The organism is Flavobacterium sp. Leaf82 (assembly GCF_001422725.1).
Taxonomy (GTDB): domain Bacteria; phylum Bacteroidota; class Bacteroidia; order Flavobacteriales; family Flavobacteriaceae; genus Flavobacterium.
Genome location: NZ_LMMA01000001.1, coordinates 680273 through 702978, shown reverse-complemented (window position 1 = coordinate 702978; position 22706 = coordinate 680273). Strand labels below are relative to the sequence as shown.

At 32.4% G+C, this 22706-nt stretch carries 25 protein-coding genes; 16 read left to right on the top strand and 9 right to left on the bottom strand.

Annotated features, from left to right (window positions below; all coding sequences use genetic code 11):
• Window positions 1–26: 26 nt before the first annotated feature.
• Window positions 27–1175: a sensor histidine kinase gene (locus ASF10_RS02940; RefSeq protein ID WP_056245184.1), complete on the top strand. Its 1149-nt coding sequence runs from the start codon at window positions 27–29 to the stop codon at window positions 1173–1175.
• A gap of 140 nt (window positions 1176–1315) precedes the next feature.
• Here ASF10_RS02940 and ASF10_RS02935 read toward each other — a convergent pair whose 3' ends face one another.
• Together ASF10_RS02935 and greA are read right to left on the bottom strand one after the other, a co-directional pair.
• Window positions 1316–1705 (bottom strand): HIT family protein, encoded by a 390-nt coding sequence (locus tag ASF10_RS02935; RefSeq protein ID WP_056245181.1) that lies wholly within the window; start codon window positions 1703–1705, stop codon window positions 1316–1318.
• A gap of 84 nt (window positions 1706–1789) precedes the next feature.
• Window positions 1790–2266, bottom strand: a complete 477-nt coding sequence (gene greA, locus ASF10_RS02930; protein WP_056245179.1) for a transcription elongation factor GreA — start codon at window positions 2264–2266, stop codon at window positions 1790–1792.
• A gap of 155 nt (window positions 2267–2421) precedes the next feature.
• Here greA and ASF10_RS02925 point away from each other — a divergent pair, with 155 nt between their 5' ends.
• A complete protein-coding gene (locus tag ASF10_RS02925; RefSeq protein WP_056245176.1) occupies window positions 2422–2835 on the top strand; it encodes a Rieske (2Fe-2S) protein in 414 nt (137 codons plus the stop codon).
• Window positions 2836–2889: 54 nt separating this feature from the next.
• Here the strand turns inward: ASF10_RS02925 and ASF10_RS02920 are convergent, their stop codons facing one another.
• From ASF10_RS02920 to ASF10_RS02900, 5 genes are all read right to left on the bottom strand, one after another.
• Window positions 2890–5052 (bottom strand): TonB-dependent receptor, encoded by a 2163-nt coding sequence (locus tag ASF10_RS02920; protein ID WP_056245174.1) that lies wholly within the window; start codon window positions 5050–5052, stop codon window positions 2890–2892.
• Between the two features lie 257 nt (window positions 5053–5309).
• Window positions 5310–5714, bottom strand: coding sequence for an alternative ribosome rescue aminoacyl-tRNA hydrolase ArfB (arfB, locus tag ASF10_RS02915; RefSeq protein WP_056245172.1), 405 nt, complete (start codon window positions 5712–5714; stop codon window positions 5310–5312).
• Entirely contained in the window at window positions 5714–7828 is a 2115-nt protein-coding gene (locus ASF10_RS02910; RefSeq protein ID WP_056245169.1) for a DUF4301 family protein, read from the bottom strand. The genes arfB and ASF10_RS02910 overlap by 1 nt, the downstream gene beginning before the upstream one ends.
• Window positions 7789–8412 carry a nicotinamide riboside transporter PnuC gene (pnuC, locus tag ASF10_RS02905; RefSeq protein ID WP_056245166.1) on the bottom strand — a complete coding sequence of 208 codons (624 nt, stop codon included), beginning with the start codon at window positions 8410–8412 and terminating at the stop codon, window positions 7789–7791. The genes ASF10_RS02910 and pnuC overlap by 40 nt, the downstream gene beginning before the upstream one ends.
• A gap of 27 nt (window positions 8413–8439) precedes the next feature.
• Window positions 8440–9168 carry a geranylgeranylglyceryl/heptaprenylglyceryl phosphate synthase gene (locus ASF10_RS02900; protein ID WP_056245164.1) on the bottom strand — a complete coding sequence of 243 codons (729 nt, stop codon included), beginning with the start codon at window positions 9166–9168 and terminating at the stop codon, window positions 8440–8442.
• An 82-nt stretch (window positions 9169–9250) separates the two neighbouring features.
• On the opposite strand from ASF10_RS02900, the gene ASF10_RS02895 reads away from it, so the two are divergent.
• The 3 genes from ASF10_RS02895 to ASF10_RS02885 all read left to right on the top strand — a co-directional run bounded on the left by ASF10_RS02895 (window position 9251) and on the right by ASF10_RS02885 (window position 10629).
• Complete coding sequence (locus tag ASF10_RS02895) at window positions 9251–9847, top strand: Crp/Fnr family transcriptional regulator (protein ID WP_056245162.1); 597 nt, start codon at window positions 9251–9253, stop codon at window positions 9845–9847.
• Window positions 9848–9928: 81 nt separating this feature from the next.
• Complete coding sequence (locus tag ASF10_RS02890; protein WP_056245159.1) at window positions 9929–10216, top strand: hypothetical protein; 288 nt, start codon at window positions 9929–9931, stop codon at window positions 10214–10216.
• A complete protein-coding gene (locus ASF10_RS02885; RefSeq protein WP_056245154.1) occupies window positions 10213–10629 on the top strand; it encodes a group III truncated hemoglobin in 417 nt (138 codons plus the stop codon). Before ASF10_RS02890 ends, ASF10_RS02885 begins: the two co-directional genes overlap by 4 nt.
• A gap of 117 nt (window positions 10630–10746) precedes the next feature.
• Here the strand turns inward: ASF10_RS02885 and ASF10_RS02880 are convergent, their stop codons facing one another.
• Window positions 10747–11397, bottom strand: coding sequence for a 4'-phosphopantetheinyl transferase family protein (locus ASF10_RS02880; RefSeq protein ID WP_056245152.1), 651 nt, complete (start codon window positions 11395–11397; stop codon window positions 10747–10749).
• A 425-nt stretch (window positions 11398–11822) separates the two neighbouring features.
• Here ASF10_RS02880 and ahcY point away from each other — a divergent pair, with 425 nt between their 5' ends.
• From ahcY to ASF10_RS02835, 9 genes are all read left to right on the top strand, one after another.
• Window positions 11823–13139 (top strand): adenosylhomocysteinase, encoded by a 1317-nt coding sequence (gene ahcY / locus ASF10_RS02875; protein WP_056245149.1) that lies wholly within the window; start codon window positions 11823–11825, stop codon window positions 13137–13139.
• Window positions 13140–13411: 272 nt separating this feature from the next.
• Complete coding sequence (locus tag ASF10_RS02870; protein WP_056245148.1) at window positions 13412–13996, top strand: hypothetical protein; 585 nt, start codon at window positions 13412–13414, stop codon at window positions 13994–13996.
• 116 nt (window positions 13997–14112) lie between these two features.
• Entirely contained in the window at window positions 14113–14397 is a 285-nt protein-coding gene (locus ASF10_RS02865) for a hypothetical protein (RefSeq protein WP_056245145.1), read from the top strand.
• A gap of 9 nt (window positions 14398–14406) precedes the next feature.
• Window positions 14407–15486 carry a WG repeat-containing protein gene (locus ASF10_RS02860; RefSeq protein ID WP_056245142.1) on the top strand — a complete coding sequence of 360 codons (1080 nt, stop codon included), beginning with the start codon at window positions 14407–14409 and terminating at the stop codon, window positions 15484–15486.
• 28 nt (window positions 15487–15514) lie between these two features.
• Window positions 15515–15847 (top strand): DMT family transporter, encoded by a 333-nt coding sequence (locus ASF10_RS02855; RefSeq protein ID WP_056245140.1) that lies wholly within the window; start codon window positions 15515–15517, stop codon window positions 15845–15847.
• Window positions 15848–16099: 252 nt separating this feature from the next.
• Window positions 16100–16945, top strand: coding sequence for a bifunctional helix-turn-helix domain-containing protein/methylated-DNA--[protein]-cysteine S-methyltransferase (locus ASF10_RS02850; protein WP_056245589.1), 846 nt, complete (start codon window positions 16100–16102; stop codon window positions 16943–16945).
• 151 nt (window positions 16946–17096) lie between these two features.
• Window positions 17097–17810, top strand: coding sequence for a 2OG-Fe(II) oxygenase (locus ASF10_RS02845; protein WP_056245137.1), 714 nt, complete (start codon window positions 17097–17099; stop codon window positions 17808–17810).
• Between the two features lie 247 nt (window positions 17811–18057).
• Window positions 18058–18264, top strand: a complete 207-nt coding sequence (locus ASF10_RS02840; RefSeq protein WP_241774898.1) for an Ada metal-binding domain-containing protein — start codon at window positions 18058–18060, stop codon at window positions 18262–18264.
• Window positions 18251–18859 (top strand): alpha-ketoglutarate-dependent dioxygenase AlkB family protein, encoded by a 609-nt coding sequence (locus tag ASF10_RS02835; RefSeq protein ID WP_056245134.1) that lies wholly within the window; start codon window positions 18251–18253, stop codon window positions 18857–18859. Before ASF10_RS02840 ends, ASF10_RS02835 begins: the two co-directional genes overlap by 14 nt.
• Before the next feature lie 36 nt (window positions 18860–18895).
• On the opposite strand, the gene ASF10_RS02830 is transcribed toward ASF10_RS02835, so the two are convergent.
• The gene (locus ASF10_RS02830) at window positions 18896–19651 is read right to left on the bottom strand and encodes an NUDIX hydrolase (RefSeq protein ID WP_056245586.1); all 756 of its coding nucleotides are present in this window, start codon (window positions 19649–19651) and stop codon (window positions 18896–18898) included.
• A 314-nt stretch (window positions 19652–19965) separates the two neighbouring features.
• Here ASF10_RS02830 and ASF10_RS02825 point away from each other — a divergent pair, with 314 nt between their 5' ends.
• Together ASF10_RS02825 and ASF10_RS02820 are read left to right on the top strand one after the other, a co-directional pair.
• Window positions 19966–20223: a hypothetical protein gene (locus ASF10_RS02825; protein ID WP_056245131.1), complete on the top strand. Its 258-nt coding sequence runs from the start codon at window positions 19966–19968 to the stop codon at window positions 20221–20223.
• A gap of 408 nt (window positions 20224–20631) precedes the next feature.
• On the top strand, window positions 20632–22653 hold the full coding sequence (locus ASF10_RS02820; protein ID WP_056245128.1) for a DUF3857 domain-containing protein: 2022 nt from the start codon (window positions 20632–20634) through the stop codon (window positions 22651–22653).
• The last annotated feature ends 53 nt before the right edge of the window (window positions 22654–22706 follow it).

Sequence of the window (22706 nt, the reverse complement as noted above, 5' to 3'; positions counted from 1 at the left end):
TATATTTATACCTCAAAAATTAGTTTATGCGTTTTTCTGAAAGTAGAAATACAACTCGTTGGATCATTATTTCAATTTCCTTTTTAATCATTTCTCTGATTCTGTGGAATACTTATACTTTTTTTCAAATTTTTAAAAATGAAGAAAGACTAAAAATGAACCTTTGGGCAAATGCACAAAAAACATTGGTTAACGCAGATGAAAACACAGACTTAGATTTACCACTTAATATTTTAAACAATAACACGTCCGTTCCTGTTATGCTGACGATGTATGACAAAGTGATTAGTTCTGTAAATGTTCCTGAAGAAATTCTGGCAGACAAGAAGAAATCTATGTCGTATTTAAATAATTTGAAAAACGAAAATGAGCCTATAATGATCGAATATGCTCCCGGAAAACATCAGGAAGTATATTATGGAAACTCTGCCTTACTTAATAAACTCAAATATTATCCCGTTGCTTTACTATTGATTATCTTTTTATTTGCTGCTTTAATTTATAATTTTTACAGAAGCACAAAAATGGCGACTCAAAATAAACTTTGGGCGGGAATGGCAAAAGAAACTGCACATCAAATAGGTACGCCTTTATCGTCATTAATTGGATGGGTCGAAATATTAAAAACCGAAGAAATTGATCCTTCGATAACTACAGAAATAGAAAAAGATATTGAACGGCTTCAAACTATTACGGATCGTTTTTCTAAGATTGGATCTGTTCCGGTTTTAGAAGAGCAAGACATTGTTGCAGCAACTCTTGATACTTATGAATATTTGCAGTCGCGTTTTTCTAAACAAGTTGCCTTCTCTCAAAACGCCCCTAAAGAACCTATTATGGCAATGATAAATCCAACATTGCATAGTTGGACGATCGAAAATTTGGTAAAAAATGCCATTGACGCCATGAAAGGAAAAGGATCTCTGGATCTTCAAATTGAGCAAGACGCACAATATGTGAAAATAAATGTGAAAGATTCCGGAACCGGAATTTCTAAAAAACAATTCAAAACGATATTCGAACCGGGCTTTACTACAAAAAAACGTGGCTGGGGATTAGGACTTTCTTTAACTAAACGTATTGTTGAGGAATATCATAGTGGAAAAATAAAGGTCCTGCATTCTGAAATTGGAAAAGGAACTACTTTTCAGATCTCACTAAATAAAAAAGTGTAGCAAAAATTACTTTGCTACACTTTTAATGTTTTTTTTCTGAACTTTTTGCCAAGTTGAGCGAAGTCGAAACACTTTATGTTCAATCAGGACTTGGCTTCGACTTCGCTCAGCCTGACTCCGTCAAAACAATTATTATCAAACTACAAATTCGCCTGAATACTTTTAGCCAAAGCTTCAAATTCTTCTTTAGAAAGTTTTACCTTGTTATGAAAACGCATTTCATCCATTTCGTTTAACGGAATTAAATGTACGTGCGCATGAGGAACTTCTAAACCCACAACGGCAATCCCAACTCTTTTGCAAGTAACTGTTTTCTCTAAGGCAATTGCAATTTTCTTAGAAAACTTCATTAATCCTAAATACAACTCATCATCCATATCAAAAATCTTATCGATTTCTTGTTTAGGAATACAAAGTGTGTGTCCTTTTGCATTTGGGTTTACATCTAAAAAAGCCAAATAATTATCGTCTTCAGCAATTTTATATGCAGGAATTTCTCCGTTTACTATTTTGGTAAATATTGATGACATTGTTTGTTCGTTATTTGTTTATTCTTTAAATCGGTTTAACGATTTAAATCTTAATAGTGAGATTGCTTCGTTCCTCGCAAGGAATTAGTCTCTTGTGATTTCTAATATTTCGAATTTTAATACTCCGTTTGGAACTGTAATTTCGGCTACTTCTCCAACAGATTTCCCTAATAAGCCTTTACCAATAGGTGATGTTACTGAGATTTTCCCAGTTTTCAAGTCCGCTTCACTTTCAGCAACAAGCGTATATTTCATTTCCATTCCGTTGCTTTGGTTCTTTATTTTTACATTCGAAAGTACCAATGCTTTTGAAACATCCAGTTGTGATTCGTCTATTAATCTTGCGTTAGAATATACTTCTTCCATTTTAGCAATTCTCATTTCTAACAAACCTTGTGCTTCTTTTGCTGCATCATATTCGGCGTTTTCAGATAAATCACCTTTGTCTCTTGCTTCTGCTATATCTTGAGATGCCTTTGGACGCATTACACTTTTTAAATGCTCCAACTCATCTTTTAACTTTTTTAATCCTTCTGCTGTATAATAAGATACTTTACTCATAACTTCGTCGTTTATATAAATACAAAAAATCCCATCGGAACGGGATTTTGTATTACAAATATACTATTATTTTTAATAGTACATAATTATATGTTAATCATATAAAAATCAAATCTAAATAAATTATTTTTGTTTCACTAATTCTTATTAAAATAATGAAAAAATTCTGGCTCTTAATCGTATTTGTTTCTATCCTTTTTTCTTGTAGTGATAATGACACCAGGAATAAAAATCCTTACATTCCTAGTTATTCTGTTAATTTATCAGTTGATATGAATTTGCCTGCTTATTCAAATCTTAAATTTGTAAGCAACGGCGTTATTATTCCAAATTACGGTGCAAAGGGAGTTATTATTTTTAATGCAGGAAGTGGTTATAATGCATTTGATGCAGCTTGTCCTAATCAGGCGTTGACTTCATGCACAGCTATGACAATTAATGGTATAAATGCAATTTGCTCTTGCGATAAAGCAGAATATAGTTTGTTTACCGGACTTGGCGGAAAAGAATATCCGTTAAAACAATATAGAGTCGAAGTTATAGGAACGGTAATTCACGTATATAATTAAAATTAAAAAAGCCTGAAAGTTTAGATTTTCAGGCTTTTTTAATTTTTGAATATTCTAGAATTTCAGCGTTAATCCTGCCAGAAAATTTATTCCTGCCTGAGGATAATAGTATGGATAAACGTCATACATATATCCGTTTGAAACATACTTTTTATCTAAAATATTATTTACCAAACCGGTAATCATAATAGATTTAAAAATCGATTTTGGTTTTATTTCATAAGATATATTCAGATCATTTACAAAGTAATCTGCTAATTTAGCTGCCGGTAATTCGATGTTATTCATGTATTGTTCTCCTACATATTTCTGCAATAAAGAGATATGTAAGCTTTCTAAAGGACTGTAGACAATAATGTTTCCTGCGATAACATTTGGCGAATAAGCAATATTAGTTGTTCCGTAATATTCTCCTTCAACTGCTAAATCAAGGTTTTTATTGCTGCTTAATGTAAAGTTTGGTCTAAGAATAAATTTCTCCGAAAGCTTGATTGTAGCATCTACTTCAAATCCTAAACGGTAACTTTTTTCGGTATTTGCACGAATGGGAGCTCCAACATCATCAAGTCTTCCTGTTAGGATTAACTGATCTTTGTATGCCATATAATACACATTCGAGTTCAATTGAAATTTCTCTGAATTGAATCTCCAGCCCAATTCAAAATCATTCAATTTTTCGGGTTTCACATTTCCGCCTTCATAATCCGTTCTGTTAGGCTCACGATTGGCTCTGGCATATGAAAAATAAAGTGTATTCCTGCCATTGATTTCATAGTTCAAACCTGCTTTTGGATTAAAGAAATCAAAATTATCATCAACTAATCCTGTTTCATTACTATTGGCTTTATACTTTACATTTCTATACTGCAAATCACCATAAAAACTCAACTTTTCAGTAAACTGATAATTGGCTTTTGCAAAAATATTTCCATCTGTTTTAGTCGATGAATCATCATAATAATGATCTCCCGGTTCTGACTGAGAAGCATATCTTGCCCAGATTACTTTTCCAAAATGATCGCCTTCATATCTATTCCAACCACCGCCTAAGATAACATCCAGTTTTTCTTCTTTGTATTTTACAGAAAAAGTAGTTCCGTAAAAATCATTGTCTAACCATTTCTGACGTACTAAATCGGTTGTAGTTATTGCACCAACCGGCTGTAAATTATAATCAGCCATATCAGCATCTTCTTTATAATTATCGTAATACCCTTTTCCTTTTGTATAATGTATCGCCAGGTTACTGCTCCATTTATCAGAGAATGATTCGCTCCAATGCAACTGATAATGATCTTGCTTGTAATTATCTGTCTCGTTATCATAATAACGCGTATTTCCGGCTTCATCAGTATATTGCCCTGCCGAATTATAAGTTCTGTTGCTATTTAACGTTTCAGCGTCGATTCCGTTCCAGGATTGATATGTTTTCTCGGTTCCGCCAAAAACCAATGCTTTGATCAAAGTTGTTTTTCCCACATAAGTACCTTGCAGAAAATATGATTTTAAATCAGAACTTGCTCTGTCGATATAACCATCTGATTTAAGTGTAGACAAACGGCCCGCAAGTTCAAAATGATCATTTAACAAACCTGTGCTAAATTTTACTGTATTTTTATTCGAATTAAAACTTCCGTAAGAACTTGAAACTTCTCCGATAGCTTTAGTAGCATAATTATCTGTCAACATGTTTAAACTGGCACCAAAAGCTGATGAACCATTCGTAGAAGTTCCTACTCCTCTTTGCAATTGCAGACTCTCTACAGAAGAAGCAAAATCTGGCATGTTTACCCAAAATGTTCCCTGACTTTCAGCATCATTATACGGGATTCCGTTTATGGTAACATTCACTCTAGTTGCATCGCTTCCACGAACTCTGATTCCGGTATAACCAAAACCATTTCCTGCATCAGAAGTAGTTACAACAGATGGTAAATAATTCATCAAGATTGGAATATCCTGACCAAGATTTCGATATTTAATATCTTTTTTATCCAAATTACTAAAACTTACCGGTGTTTTTGTAGTAACACGAACGGCAGAAACTAACACATCATCAAGTTTATTGACTTTTGTAGAATCCTGTTCTTGTGAAATAGAGGAAAGAGAATAGAGAAAAGAAAATAGAAGAAAGAAAATAGGTTTGATTCTTGTCGATTCATGAGACTTAGAACCTTTGTAACTTAGTACCTCAGTACTTTCAAAAAATGTTTTCATCCGTAAAAAAATTACGAATAAAAGGGGGAATTATTCTTTTTGTTAAATTAATAAATGTTTCACGACAAAATATAGTGTGCACGCTAAAATTGTCGTTTTTTCCCTTAGCGACATTACTCGCTCAGGTTCTTTGGGTATGATCTCAGCTCGTTATTTAGAGCACCCCTTTGAGACAGGGCAAATTTAGGAAAGATTTTTAGATATTCAGATGGTTTGGCAATTAGATTTTTAATTTAATTAAAATCAAAAAATGTTCCTTAATCTAAATTTGGTTTTCTGCGGGATTGTTTGATTTCAGAGATATTCTTTTTGTCTTTGATTCGTTTTTTAATTACTGATTTTGGGATTTTGGTTGCTTTACGAATTTTTGGGACAAACAATCCTTTTTTGATAATTTCTAAAAAACGTTTAATGACAATATCTTTATTTTTAAGCTGACTTCTGTCTTCGTCACAATTTAAAATCAGGATATTTTCTGTAGTCAAACGTGATGCAATATTTGTAAGCAAAAGCAGTTTCTCCTCTTCAGACAAAGCCTGAGAAGCATTTAAATCAAAAGTCAATACTACTTTTGAAGATACTTTGTTCACGTTTTGTCCGCCTGCGCCACTACTTCTTACGGCTTTAAAACTTAACTCTGATATGATTTTTTCTATATCCATTATTGAGGCTGATGAGCCGGTTTTAATAAATCATTTACCGTTTTTACAGGATTAAACGTAATCAAGGGAACTGCAACAAAAATAGTGAGCCAATTTGCCATTGCTCCATTCCATAATCCTGGCAATTCGTAGCTTTTAACAATTTTTCCTTCAACACTTTTCTCTACAATAAACCCTGCTTTTTGATCTACAAATTTCAATAAATCAAATTTTTCGTTTTTGTAGTTTCTGATTCCGCAAATTAAATCAACCGGATTAAAATGGGTTGCTTCGGCAAGAATTTGCTGTTGTTTTTTATTTGCAAGATCTACTTGCGAAGTTTCCACTATCTGTAAAGAAACTAAACCTTTGTCATTCATTACCCAAAATGGTCCTCCTCCGGGTTCTCCTTCATTTTTTACCATTCCGCAAACCCGAATTGGCCTGTCGAGTAAATCTTTGATTTTATTGATCTTATTTTCAAAAGTAAATTTATTAAAATCACTATTTAATTCAACATTTAGCTTCTGTAATAAAAATGCAACAATTTCTTCTACATCTTTCTCTTTTATTTCCTGCTTTTCGATTGCATTTAAATATCCAAAAACTTTTTGTTGTACTTCAATTAAAACGCCAGCCAAAGCTTTTTTATACAATGAAATTTTATCAATATGGTTTTGAATTACATTGTCGATGTTTTTTATAAAAATAATATCTGAATCAAGTTTATTTAAATTTTCGATAAGCGCTCCATGTCCGCCTGGTCTAAAAACCAGATTATCCTCTTTGTCCCTAACCGGAATATTTTTTACATCTACGCAAATAGAATCTGTGCTTTTATGCTGATAAGAATAACCAATATCTATTTTAACTCCGGAAACTGCCTCAACTTTACCTTTAAGAATCTCAACTTCATTTTCAAACAAATCCTGATGTATTTCAGAAACAGTAAAATGTAAATTTGATATTTTATTTGCTGTGGCATAATGCACACATTCATTCAAATGCTCTTCTATGGGGTTTGCAATATGCGTTTTATATTGATGAAATGGCAAAACCGCTTTTGGCTTATTTGCAAAATCAAAATAATCTGAAGCCAGTAATGTTTTTATAAAATAATAGTTTTTATAGTCTCTGTCTAAAGTTTCAAAGTCAGGGTAAATCTCTCTCAGTTTTTTATCCAAAGCTTCGAAAAAAGGAAATTTATCCATTGCAACAATAAAAATAGACAAATTGCTGTCTTTTTTTCTATTGATGTAAGCGTTGATCGTTTCTGTCTGAAGATCAAAATCATTTAAAAAAGCGCTTAAAAACTTAAACATTCTACTTGCAGCGCCTGAAGCGGGAACAAATTTCTTTAGTTTAAATTTTTCTTTCTGTAGATCAAAAAAACGAGCTTTTTCTTCAAATTCAGCTTCTGACAAACTTAAAATACCATGATTAATTGTAGCCGGACTAATTAAGTTGCTTTTTAGTATTCCGTTTTTAAAAACTTCTAACTGTTTCAAAATTTTATCAAAAGAAATTCCATGATCATAAATCTGAACAAAATCTGCTGATGAAATACCGTGTTGTTTTGCAATCGATAGATTATCAATAATCGAAATTGCTTTTGCCAAGCGATCTTCCTTATTGCCTGAAAGAGTTATAAAAGGCTTTTTGGCATCAATCAGGGTTTGTTTAAATACTGAAAATACCGTTTCTCTGCCATCAGGCGTATCTCTTATATCATCTTTCTCCCAGGGAACATCTATATCGGTAAGAAAAAACAAATCGTATTCATGTTCTAATGCTGCTTCGTTTAAAAGCGGATCAGAATAACCATAATACATCTCAGAAAAAACTTTGGTAACCATTAAGTTGGTATCAGAAAACAAATATTTTTTTGCTGATGAAAGCTTTTTATTTTCTAAAGCAACCTGACCGTAAGCAATAGGCAACATATCATCTGCAACGCAAATATGTTGGTTTTCTTCCCATTTTTTCTGCAAATAATCGCGTGCAAATTCAGGAACCCATTCGGTTTCGTAATATTCCGCAAGTTGTTTTGCCAATGTGGTTTTACCTGTACTTTCAGGACCAAATAAAGCAATTTTTATGATAGCTGTTTTTTGCTGTCTAAGATTTTTCTCCATTCTAAATAAGCTGAAATAGCCAAAATTGTAAAAATTAAATACTGAAGCGACAACATCCCCAAGCCGCGATAAGCATAAAGAGGCACTACAATAATATCACCAATGATCCAAAGCGTCCAGTTTTCGATCTTTTTTCTGGCCATATACCACATTCCTGCGAAAAATATTCCTGACGAAATCATATCGACATAATTGTCGTTTTTGATCTCATAATCAAAATATTTATAAATTCCGAAAACTACAAAAATGGTAACAAAAAACAGTATAACTCCAATTATTTTTTCGTTAGTATTAGTTCTCGTAATAGGCAGATTATCTTCTACAGTTCCTCCTTTTGCCCAAACATACCAACCATATATACTCATTATAGAGAAATATCCATTAATAATCATATCGCCAATATAACCCGCAACATATAATAAATAGACTGAGATTAAAGTGGCAATTAACCCTGTTGGATATACCCAGATGTTTTCTTTTTTAGCAAACCAAACGCTTAATATCCCACAAACAAAAACCAGAAACTCTAAAGCAATATGCCATAGAGGAGCATTTTTGTAACTTTCGAGAAAAAAATCTATCATTGTTTGGGTTGTTTTGGATTGTTTCTATTATGATTCAAAAAAATGGCTGTCATTTTCAAAAGCAGTTCCTATAACTACCAGATCTGCGCCTGCTTTATAGGCATTTTGAATTCCGTGCAAATCTACAATTCCTCCTCCAACAATAATAGGAATATCAACATTTTGAGCAATTAACGCTATCATTTCCAGCGGAACGGGTTGCTTTGCCCCGCTTCCGGCTTCCAGATAAATCAATTGATTGCCTAACATTTCTCCGGCTTGTGCAGTGGCTAAAACCAAATCAAAATTTTCTCTGTTTAATGGTTTCGTTTTGCTTACACGTGCTACGGCAGTTTCATTGCCGCTTTCGATTAAAATATAACCTGTCGAGATTACCTCAAGATTTGTTTTTTTAAGAATTGGTGCTGCCTGAACCTGATATTCTATTAAATAATCCGGATTTCGGCCTGATAATAACGATAAGAACAAAATAGCATCGGCCTGAGGTGAAATTTGTGATGGATTACCCGGAAATATTACAACAGGCAAATTTGTTTTTTGTTTTAATGCTGCAATTAATTCCTCTAAAATTGTAGATTCTACAATACTTCCTCCCACAAAAACATGTGTTGCAGGAGATTGATTTATTTTAAGCAATAAATGATCTAAATTTTCCCAAACAATTTTATCAGGATCTAAAAGTATGGCAAGTAATTTTTGTCCATCCTTTTTCGCTTCCAAAATTTGTTGGTGTATATTGGGTATTTTTTGTCTCATAACGGGCGTAAAAGTAAAAGTTTTTTAATGTAGAAGAACTATTTTGAATGAATTATATTTGTGTTATAGCTAAAACAAAATTATGATTGCAATTGATTTGTTGGAAAAATATGGCGCCCTGAAAAAATCTTTCGATAAAAATGAAATTATTTTTGAAGAAGGCAATCTTCCAACGCATTACTATCAAATAATTTCCGGCGAAGTAAAAATGAGCAATTACAATGATGACGGACGTGAATTTATTCAGGGTATTTTCTATAAAGGCCAATCTTTTGGAGAACCTCCTTTATTTTTAAATCAAAATTATCCTGCTAATGCAATTGCCGTTGAAGATGCTCAAATCCTGCTTCTTTCTAAAAGCAGCTTTATGCAATTGCTCGAAGAAAACGCAACGGTCAGTATTAAAATAATCGAGAATTTAGCGCAACGATTGTATTACAAATCGGTTATGGCGGCAGAGATGTCTACGCAAGAACCCGAACATCGCATTTTAAAACTAATCGATCACGGAATCGCTTATTTTAATTTTAAGAAAGAGGAAAACGGATACCTCATCAATTTTACAAGACAGCAAATTGGAGACTTAACCGGTTTACGGGTCGAAACCGTAATTAGAACTATAAAAGCGTTAGAAAAAAAGGGTATTTTGAAGATTATAAACAGAAAAGTATACCGATAAAAAAGTTCTTGTTTTATGATTAAAGTCATAAAATGGAGTTGTATTGTGCATGTACCTTTGTGGTATAAAAATCACAATATCATGACACTATATCAAACAACATTCGAAAATTTCAATAAAAATTACATGGGTTCTGCAGCAATGGCTGTAATTGGTCAAAGCTGTTTAGGCGGTGCAGCCGCAATGTATATTCTTTCACACGGAACCTCAATTGTTCAAATGATTCAACTGGCGATTATTGTTTTAGCCTGCGTTTTTGCTAACACTTCAATCCTGGCACAAATGAAACATAAAGTAGTTTTTAACCTTATTATTTTAAGCGCTTTATTAAGTGTTTTATTTATATTTCTGAACAGTTTTATACTATGAGAAAACAAATAGAAAACAGAGCTGACATCTCCTATTTAGTGCATCAGTTCTATGCTAAGATAAGAGCCGATGAAGAGATCGGCTTTTATTTTAATACGATGATTAAAGACTGGGAAACGCATCTGGAAAAACTTACTGATTTTTGGGAAACTAATTTATTTGCAGTAAAAAAATACAAAGGCAATCCGCAAACGGTACACAATGAAGTAGACGCTCATTTTGAAAGTAATATTACGGCAGAAGTATTTGGAATCTGGCTGAATCACTGGTTTCAGACTATCGAAGAATATTTTGAAGGTGAAAATGCGGATACGCTAAAACGACGCGCTAGAAAAATGAGTACGTTTTTGTTTATGAGTATGTTTGAGCATCGCAAGAAAATGAGTGAGTTTTCTACAGATAGTTTAAATTAATTCCGTTAACAAAATCGCCAATCTTTGTAGAGCTTCTTGTGTGATTTCTCCCTCCGGTCGAAATGACAAGATTGTGGTCAACCTCTGAAAACTGCAACTGAAAACTGAGAATAAAAACTACTTCTCAAAAGCATATACCAAAGTAAAATCCTGCCCGGATGCATCTGATTTTATTTCTTTGTAATGCACATCAAAATCTTTGACCAAATTATCAAAATGCAGACTCGCTTCTGTTTGATTTTTGGTAAGAGAAAAGTCTCCTACTTTTATATGGTCTTTAAAACTGATTCCTTTTTCGTTTCTGATTTTAAATATGGCTTCTTTTGCGCCCCAGATAATGGTGAGTTTTTTAATGTATTCTTCTAAAATATCCGGGTTTAAATAATCAAATTCGCCATCGACAAATTTATCAGCGATACGAAGGATTTTTTCACGCTGTAATTCCATATCGATACCTACTGTTTCATGGCTTACAATTATCGCTGCAAAATTGTGCGAATGTGTAATAGAAATATAATTATGACAATCAAAATAAGGTTTTCCAAATTCGTCATAATGCAAATCATTATCTGTAAAACCCATTTCCTGAATCAACATACGTACACTCAAAAAAGCGCGCTGATGCATTTGTGACTTCATTCCGTTTAGACGAAGTTGTGTTTTTTCTTTTAAAACTACTTTACTTAATAACTCTTCAAAAGATTCGGTTATGTGCCAAACTAAGATTTTGGTAGTTTCATTGAATTGTATGGTCTGGAATAAAGGCATGCTTTTTTAATTATGAATTATGAGTTATTTTAAACCATATAAGTGATATAAGTAAATATAATATGGCTGTTTGAAAACTGGTATTATAAATTTACGCAATTAAGTATATTTAAAGAAGCAATTTAAAATATTAAAAATCTTTTTAAATGAACTTATATCGCTTATATGTTTCAAATATAAAGTCTGGTCTTTTTAGCCCTGATGGAAACGGCATCCTTTTTCTTGCTCCTTTAGCAAGGAAAAGATATAGTGGACAGCAGGATTAGCTTCTTATTTTGACTATACGCAATATGACAGCTGCAGTAATCAACTAATATTCTAAAGATTAAGAAATTAAACATTTCACAAATCTTATAGAAAGTAGTCAAAATTAAAAACCTATTCCGTAAATTTGCAAAAATTTTACAATTACAAATATACTATAAATGAGTACTACAACTACGCCTTTTGTGGCTTTCAAAGTAAAAGACATCTCTCTAGCGGCTTGGGGAAGAAAAGAAATTGAATTAGCTGAAGCTGAAATGCCAGGTTTAATGGCTCTTCGCGCTGAATATAAAGACGAACAACCTCTTGCAGGTGCTCGTATCGCTGGATGTTTACACATGACGATCCAGACTGCAGTTTTAATCGAAACTTTAATCGCTCTTGGTGCAGAGGTTACCTGGTCTTCTTGTAACATTTTCTCTACTCAGGATCAGGCTGCTGCTGCTATTGCTGCTGCAGGAATTCAGGTTTATGCCTGGAAAGGTTTAGATGAGCAATCATTTGACTGGTGTATTGAGCAAACTTTATTCTTTGGTGAAGACAGAAAACCATTGAACATGATTCTTGATGATGGTGGAGATTTAACAAATATGGTTATTGACCGTTTCCCTGAATTGGTTCCTGGAATCAAAGGATTGTCTGAAGAAACTACAACTGGAGTTCACAGACTTTACGAAAGAGTAAAAGCCGGAACTTTACCAATGCCTGCAATCAACATTAATGACTCTGTTACTAAATCTAAATTTGATAACAAATACGGTTGTAAAGAATCTGCTGTAGATGCTGTACGTCGTGCAACTGACTTAATGTTAGCTGGAAAAAGAGTTATCGTTTGTGGATATGGTGATGTTGGAAAAGGAACTGCTGCTTCTTTCAGAGGTGCAGGATCTATTGTAACTGTCACTGAAATTGACCCAATTTGTGCTTTACAAGCTGCAATGGACGGTTACGAAGTTAAAAAATTAAATACTGTAATTGCTAATGCTGATATCATCATTACAACTACTGGAAATAAAGATATCGTTCTTGGAGAGCACTTCGAGCAAATGAAAGACAAAACTGTTGTTTGTAACATCGGACACTTTGATAACGAAATTGATATGGCTTGGTTGAACAAAAACCACGGTGCATCTAAAATCGAAATCAAACCTCAGGTTGACAAATATACTATCGCTGGAAAAGATATCATCATTCTTGCTGAAGGTCGTTTAGTAAACCTTGGTTGTGCTACAGGTCACCCAAGTTTTGTAATGAGTAACTCATTTACAAACCAAACTCTGGCACAAATCGAATTATGGAAAAACAGCGCTGCTTACAACAATGACGTTTATATGTTACCTAAACATTTAGATGAAAAAGTTGCTGCTTTGCACTTAGCTAAATTAGGAGTTGAATTGGAAACTTTACGTGACGATCAGGCTGCTTATATTGGTGTTCCGGTTGAAGGTCCTTTCAAACCAGAATACTACAGATACTAAATAATTTTAGATTGAAGATTTCTGATTTTAGATTTTAGATTTTAGATTTCTTCAAATCATATATCAAACCCGATAAGTTTTAAAAACTTATCGGGTTTTGTTTTTCAATCTAAAATCAGAAATCTAAAATCTACAATTATCCGAGCGTGCCACTATTTAAGGGTTTACTAGGCAAATATTATTCAAAAACGCTTAAAATTAATCAGATATTTTTGAATAATTTTTTAAATTATAATTTACATTTGGATTCAAAAAAAACCTAAAACCAAATTATGAGAACACGTTTTATTTTAATGCTATTAATAATGTTACCTTTTTTTGCTTCTGCACAATTCAACAATCAGGCAAGAGCGATGCATCAGCAAATGAACAACCAGAATCAAAAATGGGCAAGTGAGCGCAGAGCATCAGATCAGCAATGGCAAATGAGAAACAACATGAAATCTCAGACAGATAAAATTCAGAGTGCTGAGAATAAATTAGCCAAAGAAGAAAAAAACAAACAAAAACTAGAAAAGAAAACAGCCGAACTCAATACGGATCTAAAGACAAATCAGGATCAATTGGCTAATCTTAAAAATAACTCTGAAAACAATTCTGATCTTCAAAAAAACATCGAAAAATCGGAACAAAAGATAGCAAAGTCTGAAGAGAAACTAAACAAAAGCAAAGCTAAACTAGAATCGAGTGCCAAAAAAATAGAAGATTTCAAAAAAGAAATAGAAACCTCTAAAGCAGAAAAAGAAGAACTAACCAAAAAGCAGGAAGAGGAAAAAAAGACTAAAGAAGCAGAGAAAGAAAAGAAACAAAAAGAGAAAGAGGAAAAAGAACAACAAAAGAAAGCTGCAAAAAATTAAAAACTTCACATTTCAATATAACAAACCCTTACTATATCAATTTATAGTAAGGTTTTTCTTTTATATCTTATCTTTGAAATTATTATTAAATCTCATTAAACAGACAACAATAAAATATGATTGAAAAAGTTTTATGTGAACAACATGGTTCAAAAGATATGTCTTTTGCCTGTATTCATATTGCGATGGCAATAGATAAAAAAGAAAAGGTTGGCTTTTTTTATTCTGAAGCCGAAGAAAATCTTCCGCAAATTGCCTGGTGCGGAGAATGCGAACAATGGCTTCTTGACAATGGCGAAGAATGGACTGATGTTTTTCAAACCAACGCCGACTTTAAAATATTATGTGCTGATTGTTTTGATGAAGCCAAAAACAATGAAGCAGAAATTCATATTCGATAAATAAATCTCATGAAAAAAAGTATTATTCTTTACACACTGTTTTTTACAACCTCTTTTTTGTTTGCACAAAATAAAGATACCTGGGTTTCATTTTGGGACAAAGACACCACACATATAGGTTTTAAGGATAAAAGCGGTAAAGTAAAAATAGAACCCAAATTTATGGGACTCACTTCTGCCAATAAATTTGATGATATTATTGTAGTTTCTGAAGAAGTAAATGAAAGCTGGAAAAGTTACTATTTAACTAAATCCGGCAAAATAACAGGCCGTGATAGTTTGTACGTTTTTGATAATGGCCCAGATTGCGAGAACGAAGGTTTTATTCGTTTTAAGGATTATAAAACAGACAAAATGGGATTGTTTAACGGTGACGGAAAAATTGTAATTCCTGCTGAATACAGCGATTTAACCAGAGTAAGAAACGGAATGATCATCGCATTAAAAGATGCGAAAAAAATAGTGGAACCAGGCGGAGATGGACATTATTATTGGTCTGGTGGTAAAGAATATCTTCTTGATACCAATAATAAAATCCTAATCGAAAATTTTGGATATAACGATGAACTCAACTTTTATTCTCTACAAAAATCAAAAGAGCCAAGTAAAGATGAAATAAGAGAAAATTTTGCCGGTATTGACGGACAATATTATTCGTTTATAAATTTTGACAAGGAATTTAAATTCTGGCTGAAGACCAACGTACTTACTGATTTATCAAAAAGCAATTTGCTGAAATTCTCTTATGATAAAATCACCTATTGGAAAGAACCAAACGGATGGATAAGTGAACCAAAAGCTACATTTCTCGATAAAAATTATAAAGTTATAAAAGCCAAATTAGCGGAACTTAATACTAAAAATTGCGATTATAATGTTTTCGCTGAAAGCTTAAATCAATTTATTTATGAAGGAAAAGAATTTGAAGAATATTTTAATAATTGCAATCAATCTAAAGAATGGAAATATCCTGTAAAAAATATTGTGATCTCTAATAAAAATGGAAAACAAGATCATTTTGAGTTTTTAAGAACTGAAAATGGATATAGGCTAATAAGTGTTTCTTTAGCCAAAGACAATCTTAGATAATCAAACTTAACTTTGCAAAAACGCAAATATGAAAAACTTCTTCTTTTTAGGCATTGCCATTATATTCGAAATCATTGCAACATCGGCATTAAAAAAATCAGAACAGTTTACACAGCTAATTCCAAGCATTGTTACGATTGTGGGTTATTTTGCTGCGTTTTACTTTTTGAGCTTTGCTATTAGAACTATTCCGGTTGGGATTGCTTATGCAATTTGGTCTGGAGTTGGTATTGTTTTGATTACCATAATTGGTGCTATATTCTTTAAACAGATTCCGGATTTACCTGCAATAATAGGATTGGCTTTGATTATGATTGGTGTTGTGGTTATTAATGTTTTCTCGAAAACTACCGCGCATTAAATTGTTAATAAATAGATTGTTTCAAGTTCCAGGTTTCAAGTTTATGCAAATCTTTGTCGACATACTTTGTGCCCTTCGACTTCGCTCTGGGTGACAATGTTGAAAAAAAACTTTGCCCTGTCTTTGCGAGCAAAACTATTGCGTACTTTGCGTAAATCTTAGCGTACTTTGTGGTTAAAGAAAACACCGCAAGTTTCGGATTTTATACCTGCGGAATCCAATCGATCTTTGTATTATAAAATTGAAAGAAAAATGAACACACAGGAAACTATCAATTATAATCGAATTGCAGATGCGATCGATTATATAAAAGTCAACTTTAATGAACAACCTAACTTAGATGAGGTTGCTGAAAAAGTACATTTAAGTCCGTTTCACTTTCAACGCTTGTTTACAGAATGGGCAGGAACCAGTCCGAAGAAATTCTTGCAATATATAAGTGTTGAACACGCCAAAAAAATCCTTAAAGAAAACAATCACGCCACTTTATTTGATGCCGCTTATGATACCGGATTATCAGGAACAAGCCGGCTTCATGATTTATTTGTAAACATCGAAGGAATGACTCCGGCAGAATATAAAAACGGCGGTAAAAATTTAGAAATTAATTTCAGTTTTGCTGAAAGTCCGTTTGGGAATATTATTGTAGCTTCGACCAATAAAGGGGTTTGTTTTATGGCTTTCGCTGAAAATGAAGAAACTGGATTTCAGGATCTAAAAAATAAATTTCCAAATGCAGGTTTCTCCAGAAAATTAGATTTAGCACAACAAAATGCCTTGTTTATTTTTCAGAACGACTGGAGTAAATTATCTGAAATAAAACTGCACTTAAAAGGAACTGATTTTCAATTGAAAGTTTGGGAAACCTTGCTTAAAATTCCAATGGGACAACTTTCTACTTATGGTTCTATTGCACAACAAATCGAGAAACCAAATGCATCTCGGGCTGTTGGAACTGCGATTGGCAGTAATCCTGTAGCCTTTTTGATTCCGTGTCATCGCGTAATTCAGTCTTCAGGAACCTTTGGCGGTTATATGTGGGGAAATACCCGAAAAACGGCTATAATTGGCTGGGAAGGCGCACAGATAAATCCATAAATAAATCCATATTTTTTTGCCACGAATTCACGAATTAAACTAATTCTGCCGTGTATATTTTTTTTTAAATGTAAAAAAATAATTCGTGAGTTACTTCGTCCGTTCGCTATCGCTCGGGTAGTGGCGAAAAAAATCTCAATCTAAAATTATTATGCAAAATATACAATCAAAAATTGCTTCTCTTAATTGGGAAAGCATCACTGAATCTATGCACGAAAATGGATTTGCCATTATCTCAAACGTGCTTAATAACGAACAATGTGAAGATTTAAAATTCGATTATGATAATCCTGCTTTATATCGAAAAACAGTGGTTATGGAGCGCTATCGTTTTGGTTTAGGCGAATACAAATATTTTAATTATCCGTTGCCTGATTTAATTCAAGATATTCGATCTTCGATTTATCCTAAATTAGCGCCAATTGCAAATGCCTGGATGAAAGCGTTAAATATAAATACCGTTTTTCCGGATACTCATGAAAAACTATTAGAAAAATGCCACGCCAATAATCAACTTAAAGCAACTGTTTTAATTTTAAAATATGGTAAAAGCGGATTCAATACTTTGCATCAGGATTTATATGGCGATGTTTATTTCCCCATTCAAATCGTGCTTTTTCTAAATGATCCTGATAAGGATTTTACGGGCGGTGAATTTGTTTTAACGCAACAAACGCCCAGAGCACAATCAAAAGCCATTGTCCTGAAACCTAAAAAAGGAGATATTCTGGTTTTTACAACTAATTTTAGACCTGTAAAAGGCACAAAAGGATATTATCGTGTAAACATGAAACATGGTGTTAGCGAAATACATTCCGGAGAACGACATACGTTAGGAATTATTTTTCATGATGCCCTTTCTTGATTTTTTTTCGCCACAAATTCACGAATTAAGGTAATTCTATTCGCATAGATTTTAAAAATAATTCGTGAATTTGTGGCAAAAAAAACCAAAAAGTTAGACGCACTGCTGTGCGTCTCTACAATATAAAAACCGATAATTTTTTCACGCAGATTGAGCAGATTTTTTAATCATTTTAATCCTTTAATCTGTGGCAAAAAAAAACAAACAAATGATCGAACACAATAAAATTTCAGATTCAAATCTTTGAATTAAAATTAAAAATGCGGAAATTTGCTTTGGTGGAAACCAAAAATTAAAAATCTACGGAACGTTAAAATGTTCGTCGGGCAAAAGAATGAAACGCGAAAATCGTGTCTTTTTTTTATCTGAAAATGAAGCCAAACAAAATGGTTTCAGACCTTGCGGACATTGTATGAAAACTGAATATAAAAACTGGAAAAATGGACTTGTTTAATCCCGAAACTGACGAAACGACAAATTTGCTTCCTAAAGACGGGACTGTAAATTATTATGGTAAACTATTTTCTCGAGAAGAGTCAAATCATTATCTGGACGTTTTACTAAACAATATTGAATGGAAAAATGACGAAGCCATAATCTTTGGAAAATTAATTGTTACGAAACGAAAAGTAGCGTGGTACGGAGATTCTGGTTTTGAATATACTTATTCGAATACCACAAAAAAAGCACTTCCGTGGACGAAGGAACTTCTGGAGTTAAAAGCAGTAATTGAACAGGAAACAGGAGAAACATTCAATTCATGTTTGCTTAATTTATATCATTCCGGCGATGAAGGAATGGCTTGGCACAGTGATGCCGAAAAGGATTTAAAGAAAAATGGTGCAATTGGTTCGGTAAGTTTTGGAGCTGAAAGAAAGTTTGCCTTCAAACATAAAGAATCAAAAGAAACGGTTTCGTTAATCTTAGAACATGGGAGTTTATTGGTGATGAAAGACACAACGCAAACACATTGGCTGCATCGATTACCACCAACTAAAACAACATCAAAACCCAGAGTAAATTTGACTTTTAGAACAATTGAGCAATAAAAATCCTGATAATCTAATTTATTTATTAATTGTATTTTACCAACCTTGACTCAATCCGTTTTTAAGAATTTCTTCGTATTTATCTTTATCAAAACTATATAGATTAGGCGCTTTATGCGCAACATTACTTTTCTTTTCGTCCAGTTTATTTAAGATTCCAATGTTGGTTATTTTACGCAGAAAGTTCCTTCTGTCGAGTTTTTTATCCAGAATGGTTTCATACAATTTCTGAAGCTCCGGAATAGTGAATTTTTCAGGCAATAAGTTATAACCAATCGGCATTAAATTCAGCTCTATTCTAAGGGTATTCAGGGCTTTATCCAGAATCTCTTTATGATCTAAAATAAGTTCAGGAACTTCCTTATGATCAATCCATTCTATAATTTGCTGATTGTTTTCTTGTTGCGGAACTACTTTCAAAAAGTCAATTAAGGCATAATATCCAATTGTAACAAATCGTTGTGTAAACCATTTTCCGGCTTCTTTAGGGATTTTATAATATTCTAATACAGCGTTGTTAAAATGTTGATCATTACGTTTTACGCGTCCAAAGGTTGCAAATTGTCGCAGGAAAACACCTTCTATTCCTGTTCGAACATTTAAAACCGTCACCGCTGCGGTATCTATATCCTGATCAATAGGAATAAATCCGCCAGGTAAAGACCATTTGTCTTCATAGGGAGTTTTAATCAATAAAACTTTTAATTGATTATCATGAAAACCAAAAATGACACAATCGATAGAAAGTCCTGGTTGATAATTTTCGTTATTTTCTATTATTCCTTTCGCCATTCCATTTTTCTTAAATCTGTGTTTCATCCTTAAATGAAGATGCAATTTAAGGCATTTTTATAAATGAGGAACATTTTCTCACAATTGAGTTTTTTATGTCAGCAAAAAAAAGATGAAATTTCAAAAGTCTATCAATCACAATTTTGACTTAAAATTAAAATCGAATCAAAAAAATAATTACATTGCGTCATTATAACACAATTAAAAAATAATTTGTTATTATTTTATTTTACAGAAAGAATAATATTACATAATATTTTGTATTTGTAATTTATTTAATTCAATTAAAAAAGTCGAAAGTTAATGCAGGAGATATGAGTACCAATCCGTTAAAAAATTTAAATGAAAAAATTAGAACAAAAATCTGGACTTCGTTCGGGTTCGTTTCTAAGACTTATCTTTTAGAAGCTTCCTTAAAATATAGCGAGGAGCAGGAAAGAATTTTCAATCAGATGATTGTTGAAACTGAAGCAAAAGATAAGAAAGCAAAACGTGAAGCATTTGATAAAGCTCTTTTTGCATCTTATAAAGGAATAGGCGCTATGGATTTTATCCATACTGTTTTGAAATAATTTCGAAGGAAAAAATCCATATTCAATTTTATTTGATATAGATTACACAAAATTACTGATCTAAAAGTTACTGAACCTTGCCAAAAAAGCAAGGTTTTTTTATGGAACTAAAAAAAATATCAGTTTTATTTTACATAAACACACTTTGTACAAATGCCTAAAAGTCAAAACTTAAGTATTAAAAAATCTTTTGTTTCCGCTTAAATTTCAAGTTCAGCACTAATAAAAACAGATGTTTTTTTTAATTTCAATTGTCAATGTCAATAAAATGATGCAAATTTATTAAGAAAATTAGATAAAATTAATTTTAACAATCAGTAAGTATTTCTTGAAATTCTACGCTTTGGCGACTGAACAAAATACAGGATGATGCTTACATTAATTATTTGAAAATATAAAAATATAACAATGGAAAATCTTATTCAATCAGAGAATTACAAAATTCAAAAACCGGCAGAATGGGCTGCTAATATTAATGACAATCAACTTATTGATTACATTAAAGAATCAGATTTTGCAAGTAAACAAATAGATGAAGGAAGAGATTATTGCTATTTTTTAGATAAAATATATTATACAAATGATGAAGAGAACAGCGAATATGCTTGTGTAGCTTATACGCTTAACGAACCATCAAATCTCGAAAATGCTTCTGTAATGGATGTTGTGGTCGAAGAGAACGAAACTTATATCATACACAGAATAAGCGTTTTAAGAGAAGGTGTTTTAGTAGATAAAATTGCTGACACTAAAATTAAAGTACTTGACAGCGAAAACCAAAGTGACGGAGGTGTTTTGAGCAGCAATAAAAAAATCAACATTACCATTAAGGATTTACGCCTTTATGATGTTTTGATAATGGAAGATTCGAGAGTAAAGGTATTTACGGAACGTGACTTTTTGCGCAAGGAATTTTTGAAATTTGTCTGGGTCAGCCCAAGTACATATTGGGCTTACGGAAGTTATAAATTTACGTTTATCAATGACCGTAAGAAACCTATCGCGTATAAAAAGACTTTTTTCAGGGATGAAGACGGAAATGTATTAGCGCCGGAAATCAGTTCTTTAGAAAAAGGGCAAAAATTTACAATCGAAAGAGAGAATTACATCAATTTTGTTGATAGCAATCGTGAGGTTGCTCCTTTTATTGATTTTGCGACTGATAGCAACTGGATCGATTTGTCTAATTATATTTCTCCTCTATATGAAGATGTGTATAAAAAAGCTTCGCTACAGGATTTTGCTCCAAATCTGGTCGAAAAACTGGATGCCATTACCAACAAAGATGAGCAATTGCAGTTTGCAATAGATTATGTTCAAAATCATGTTTATTATGTTTTTAATGCAGATGAAATGAACGGTCACAAGCCGCAGGAACCTTCTTTGACGTATCAAAATAAACAAGGAGATTGCAAAGCAAAATCGGTGTTATTAAAAGTGGTTTTAGATTATATTAAGGTAGATGCTTCGGTGGTTTTGGTTAATTTTAATACAGATCATTACCTGAAATATTATTTGCCTTCATTACTTACTTTTAATCATGTAATTGTAAAAATCGATTATAAAGGTGAATCTTATTTTATTGATGCTACAAGCCGTGATGAATTTGGATTGATTGAAAATCGTGGATTTATTTATTTCATGCATTATTTAGAGGTTAAACCAAATCAGGATTTACAATTAAAAAAATCACATAAATTTCCTTATTACGGTATAAATGAAAAAGCTGATTTTAATGTTGAAAACAACATCGGAAAACTTTCTTTGACGACTACTTACAAAGGAAATCGTGCCAATTATATGCGTAAATATTTTAAAAACACGAACAAAAGAGAAATCATAGACAGCTGGAATAATTTCTTTTTTTATACACTGAATTATAATAATGACAGGAACGGAACTGATGTTAGAAATATATTCAAAGAGGCAACAATTGAAACTTTAAGCGATGACAAAAAACTAAACGAATACACTATTCAGTATAAAGCTACTGTTGAAGAACCTTATTTTACAGACTCGCAAAAAAATCGTTTTCTGATGTATTTTGATCGAAATGTAATCAAAAATAATGCAAGGGATTTTTTGCATACTGATATTGCTTTCTGGCATAATTTTGACAATGAAAAATATGAAATCAATCTTTATACGGATCAAAGAATAGATGTTGAAGAAAAATTTACTACACAGGAAAGCACAATTAAAAACCCTTATTTTGATTATACGAGCCGTAAAAAAGTCACAAAAAATGGTGCAACAATAAATATTGATTACACTCCACTCGTAAATTTAGAAATTCCGACAGCAGATTTTGAAGAATTCAGAAATGCGCACCATGAAGTTGCTGACAGCAATTTTGGACTTGGAATTGATATTATAGAGCAGGGTTTCATGAATTTAATGAAATTTAATTTCAAGAAACTGGTAAAATAATTTATAATAAAAAAACGGGACTAAAATTAGTCCCGTTTTTATTTGTTTAAAAA

Coding starts and splice junctions, on each gene's coding strand:
- ASF10_RS02940 (WP_056245184.1), top strand. CDS start 27: ATGCGTTTTTCTGAAAGTAGAAATACAACTCGTTGGATCATTATTTCA.
- ASF10_RS02935 (WP_056245181.1), bottom strand. CDS start 1,705: ATGTCATCAATATTTACCAAAATAGTAAACGGAGAAATTCCTGCATAT.
- greA (WP_056245179.1), bottom strand. CDS start 2,266: ATGAGTAAAGTATCTTATTATACAGCAGAAGGATTAAAAAAGTTAAAA.
- ASF10_RS02925 (WP_056245176.1), top strand. CDS start 2,422: ATGAAAAAATTCTGGCTCTTAATCGTATTTGTTTCTATCCTTTTTTCT.
- ASF10_RS02920 (WP_056245174.1), bottom strand. CDS start 5,052: ATGAAAACATTTTTTGAAAGTACTGAGGTACTAAGTTACAAAGGTTCT.
- arfB (WP_056245172.1), bottom strand. CDS start 5,714: ATGGATATAGAAAAAATCATATCAGAGTTAAGTTTTAAAGCCGTAAGA.
- ASF10_RS02910 (WP_056245169.1), bottom strand. CDS start 7,828: ATGGAGAAAAATCTTAGACAGCAAAAAACAGCTATCATAAAAATTGCT.
- pnuC (WP_056245166.1), bottom strand. CDS start 8,412: ATGATAGATTTTTTTCTCGAAAGTTACAAAAATGCTCCTCTATGGCAT.
- ASF10_RS02900 (WP_056245164.1), bottom strand. CDS start 9,168: ATGAGACAAAAAATACCCAATATACACCAACAAATTTTGGAAGCGAAA.
- ASF10_RS02895 (WP_056245162.1), top strand. CDS start 9,251: ATGATTGCAATTGATTTGTTGGAAAAATATGGCGCCCTGAAAAAATCT.
- ASF10_RS02890 (WP_056245159.1), top strand. CDS start 9,929: ATGACACTATATCAAACAACATTCGAAAATTTCAATAAAAATTACATG.
- ASF10_RS02885 (WP_056245154.1), top strand. CDS start 10,213: ATGAGAAAACAAATAGAAAACAGAGCTGACATCTCCTATTTAGTGCAT.
- ASF10_RS02880 (WP_056245152.1), bottom strand. CDS start 11,397: ATGCCTTTATTCCAGACCATACAATTCAATGAAACTACCAAAATCTTA.
- ahcY (WP_056245149.1), top strand. CDS start 11,823: ATGAGTACTACAACTACGCCTTTTGTGGCTTTCAAAGTAAAAGACATC.
- ASF10_RS02870 (WP_056245148.1), top strand. CDS start 13,412: ATGAGAACACGTTTTATTTTAATGCTATTAATAATGTTACCTTTTTTT.
- ASF10_RS02865 (WP_056245145.1), top strand. CDS start 14,113: ATGATTGAAAAAGTTTTATGTGAACAACATGGTTCAAAAGATATGTCT.
- ASF10_RS02860 (WP_056245142.1), top strand. CDS start 14,407: ATGAAAAAAAGTATTATTCTTTACACACTGTTTTTTACAACCTCTTTT.
- ASF10_RS02855 (WP_056245140.1), top strand. CDS start 15,515: ATGAAAAACTTCTTCTTTTTAGGCATTGCCATTATATTCGAAATCATT.
- ASF10_RS02850 (WP_056245589.1), top strand. CDS start 16,100: ATGAACACACAGGAAACTATCAATTATAATCGAATTGCAGATGCGATC.
- ASF10_RS02845 (WP_056245137.1), top strand. CDS start 17,097: ATGCAAAATATACAATCAAAAATTGCTTCTCTTAATTGGGAAAGCATC.
- ASF10_RS02835 (WP_056245134.1), top strand. CDS start 18,251: ATGGACTTGTTTAATCCCGAAACTGACGAAACGACAAATTTGCTTCCT.
- ASF10_RS02830 (WP_056245586.1), bottom strand. CDS start 19,651: ATGGCGAAAGGAATAATAGAAAATAACGAAAATTATCAACCAGGACTT.
- ASF10_RS02825 (WP_056245131.1), top strand. CDS start 19,966: ATGAGTACCAATCCGTTAAAAAATTTAAATGAAAAAATTAGAACAAAA.
- ASF10_RS02820 (WP_056245128.1), top strand. CDS start 20,632: ATGGAAAATCTTATTCAATCAGAGAATTACAAAATTCAAAAACCGGCA.